This is a genomic window from Streptomyces sp. NPDC002785, assembly GCF_040295565.1.
Taxonomy (GTDB): Bacteria; Actinomycetota; Actinomycetes; order Streptomycetales; family Streptomycetaceae; genus Streptomyces.
The window spans coordinates 1-3179 of the sequence record NZ_JBEOVN010000367.1 but is presented as its reverse complement, the minus strand read 5'-3'; the positions used below and the strand labels follow the sequence as shown (position 1 = coordinate 3179).

The 3179-nt window shown below is 68.6% G+C and carries 4 protein-coding genes and 1 pseudogene; 2 read left to right on the top strand and 3 right to left on the bottom strand.

Annotation, left to right across the window (positions count from 1 at the left end; translation table 11 throughout):
- Positions 1 to 107 precede the first annotated feature (107 nt).
- Positions 108 to 209, top strand: a pseudogene (locus tag ABTZ94_RS36995) (glycosyltransferase family 2 protein); the annotation flags it as partial.
- Positions 210 to 361: 152 nt separating this feature from the next.
- On the top strand, positions 362 to 667 hold the full coding sequence (locus ABTZ94_RS36990) for a VOC family protein (RefSeq protein ID WP_502967375.1): 306 nt from the start codon (positions 362 to 364) through the stop codon (positions 665 to 667).
- Here ABTZ94_RS36990 and ABTZ94_RS36985 read toward each other — a convergent pair.
- The 3 genes from ABTZ94_RS36985 to ABTZ94_RS36975 form a co-directional block, all read right to left on the bottom strand.
- The gene (locus tag ABTZ94_RS36985; protein ID WP_351207765.1) at positions 645 to 1541 is read right to left on the bottom strand and encodes a metallophosphoesterase family protein; all 897 of its coding nucleotides are present in this window, start codon (positions 1539 to 1541) and stop codon (positions 645 to 647) included. The two genes, ABTZ94_RS36990 and ABTZ94_RS36985, sit on opposite strands and share 23 nt — an antisense overlap.
- A gap of 349 nt (positions 1542 to 1890) precedes the next feature.
- Positions 1891 to 2511, bottom strand: coding sequence for a nucleotide exchange factor GrpE (grpE, locus tag ABTZ94_RS36980; protein ID WP_351207763.1), 621 nt, complete (start codon positions 2509 to 2511; stop codon positions 1891 to 1893).
- Positions 2508 to 3179, bottom strand: a 672-nt coding sequence (locus ABTZ94_RS36975) for an Hsp70 family protein (protein ID WP_351207761.1), incomplete at its 5' end; no start/stop codon positions are given. The genes ABTZ94_RS36975 and grpE, both read right to left, overlap by 4 nt.

Sequence of the window (3179 nt, the reverse complement as noted above, 5' to 3'; positions counted from 1 at the left end):
GGCATGGCGGAGCCATGGTGATTGACGACAACGCGGCAGATGTGCGTACCCAGCCCCGCGACGCCGCCCCCCATGTGCCGGTCGGTCTTAGACCGACCGGCAAGGGGGGCGGCTTCGCCGAGGGGGTCCGTACGCCGTGCGGGCGGCGGCAGCCCATGCGGTGGCGCACGATGTGGCGGATGACGAAACCGGGACGGCCACCGGTCATCCGATCCGCGCCGGGCCCGGTGGCACAGCGTCAGTCCCGAGACAGGAGTTGCCGATGTCCGTCCGCAGGATCGTCCCCAACATTCGGACCATCATGGGCCCCGGGGCCGAATCGGACGCCGGCGTCGACGTCAACGCCGCCACCACCGCGGCGATGAAGCGGAACGCGGAGTTCTACGGCTTGCTGGGCCTCCAGGAGATCATGAACCACGGCTGGATCATGACGCTGGCCTCGCCCTCCCACCCCTCTGCCCAGATCAGCGTCATGAAGGCTGACGCAACCGCCCCGGTCACACCGGACATGAGCATGGAGGTGGAGGACGTGGACGCGGCCTACGCCGCCATACAGGAGAGCGGCGCGGAGATTGTGTACCCGTTGCAGGACGAGGAATGGGGCGTTCGCCGCTTCTTCGTGCGCGACCCCAACGGCCGGGTGATCAACGTGCTGAGCCATCGCTGACCGGCGCCGGCCCGGTGACGCCGTCGTCGTACGGGAGGATCCGCCGCAGGAGCCCCTTGGGGTGGCCCCGCTTGCGCCATTCCCTGGGATAACCGATGGAGACCTCCTCGAAGCGCACCCCGTCGTACCAGGTCGTACGGGGGATGTGCAGATGGCCGTAGACCATGGCCGCCACATTGAAGCGCCGGTGCCAGTCGGCGGTGAGTTCCGTGCCGCACCACTGGGCGAACTCGGGATACGTCAGGACGGCCATCGGTTCGCGGACCAGGGGCCAGTGACCGGCGATAACCAGCGGTGTCTCCGGATCGTGCGCCACGAGACGCCGCTCGGTCTCCGCCACCCGCGCCCGGCACCAGGCGTCACGGCTCGGGTACGGGTCGGGGTGCAGCAAGAACTCGTCGGTGCACACCACCCCCGTCTCGTGCGCGTACGCCAGGGACTCCTCCTTGGTCGTCGTGCCCGGCGCCCGGAAGCTGTAGTCGTACAGCACGAACACGGGCGCGACGGCCACCGGACCTTCGGGACCGGGCCACAGCGGATAGGGGTCCTCCGGAGTGGACACCCCGAGGCTCCGGCACAGCTCGACCAGATGCTCGTACCGTTCCCGGCCCCTCAACTGGACCGCGTCGTCCTTGGTCGTCCACAGCTCATGGTTACCGGGGGTCCAGATCACCCGGGCGTACCGGTCCGCGAGCAGCCGCAGCGCCCACTCCACGTCCTCGACCCGCTCCGCGACATCACCGGCGACGATGAGCCAGTCCTCGTCCGAATCCGGCCGCAAGGACTCGATGATGGGGCGATTGTCCGCCATCGCGACGTGAAGGTCGCTCACCGCGAACAGAGACCCACGGTTTACGTAGGCGCGATCAGACATGGAGAACCTTTCCGAGGAAGGACCGAAGGAGATCGTCTCCCATGATGCGGCCCGGCACATCACACCATCTTCGGCTGTCACGCGTATGTCACAGGAGCTCACCGCGATTGCCTCGGTGATCCCGGAGTTGGCAGGCACGAACCCACGGACGATCGATCGGCTCGACAGATGCCTGCCGACGAACTCCTCCGGGCGCGAAGGGGGCTTGGATTCCGCGACCGGCCGCCGCGTGCCCGATGGGTGGGTCGCGGCCGACGGCCGCCTCATCCTCGTCACCCCTCGACAGCGCTCCTACGGCGAGCTGGTCGCTGCTGGAACTCCGGTGGTTGTGGGAATTGCTCAAGCAGGGCTATGCGGCAGGGGCGGGGCCTGCCACCGCTACCTGGGCCGGGCGCAGGAGGTGGTCGCCGACCCGGTAACCGTGCCGCAGGACCGCGGTGCATACGGCTTCCTGGGCCGCGCCCGAGGCGTGGTAGGTGCATGCCTCATGCATGTCGGGGTCGAAGGGCTCACCCGCTGCACCGACGGTCCGCAGCCCCAGCGCCGCCAGCCGCTCCTGGAGTACGCCGGAGATGACCTCCACGGCGCCGTTGCCGTCGTCCTGCCGACGCGCGTCGTCCACGGCGTCCAGGACCGGAAGCAGGCCGGTGAGGACATTGACCACCGCGATCTCCCGTATGGCCAGGCGGTCGCGGCGCACCCGCTTACGGTAGTTGTCGTACTCGGCCTTCACCCGCTGCAGATCCTCGGTCAGCTCCGCGATCCGCTCACGCAGCCGCGTGGCATCCGCCGGATCGGCCCGGCTGGATTCCGAGCGTGCCTCACTGACGCCGGCCGGACCGGACCCGACCGGCCCTTTCGCATCCTGGCGTCGTCGGGCCCGGAGCGTGACCGGGTCGTTCCTGCGCAGGTCGCGCACCACCACGGGGGCCCGCTCACCCTGATCCTTGGGGTGCAGCTCTTTGCTCATCCGGTGCCTCCCTGTTGCTCGTCATCGACGATCTCCGCATCGACGACGTCCTCCTCGCCGGTGCCCCGGCCACCGGTTGTGCCGCCGGCCGTGCCACCTTCAGCGACTTGGCCCTGAGCCTGCGCATACAGGGCGGTGCCGATCCGCTGCGCGGCCGCACTTGCCTTCTCGGTGGCGGTACGGATCTCGGCGGTGTCCTCGCCCTTGAGCTTCTCCTTCAGCTCGGCGAGCGCGGTCTCCACCTCCGTCTTCACATCACCGGGGATCTTGTCCGCGTTGTCCTGCAGCAACTTCTCGGTCTGGTAGACGAGGGTCTCTGCCTGATTGCGGGTTTCGGCGGCCTCCTTGCGTTGCCGGTCCTCCTCCGCGTGCTGCTCGGCCTCGCGCACCATGCGGTCGATGTCGCCCTTCGGCAGCGAGGAGCCGCCGGTGACGGTCATCTTCTGCTCCTTGCCGGTGCCGAGGTCCTTGGCGGCGACGTGCATGATGCCGTTCGCGTCGATGTCGAAGGCGACCTCGATCTGCGGGACACCACGCGGGGCCGGCGGCAGGCCGGTCAGCTCGAACATTCCGAGCTTCTTGTTGTACGCCGCGATCTCGCGCTCGCCCTGGTAGACCTGGATCTGCACGGACGGCTGGTTGTCCTCGGCCGTCGTGAAGATCTCGGA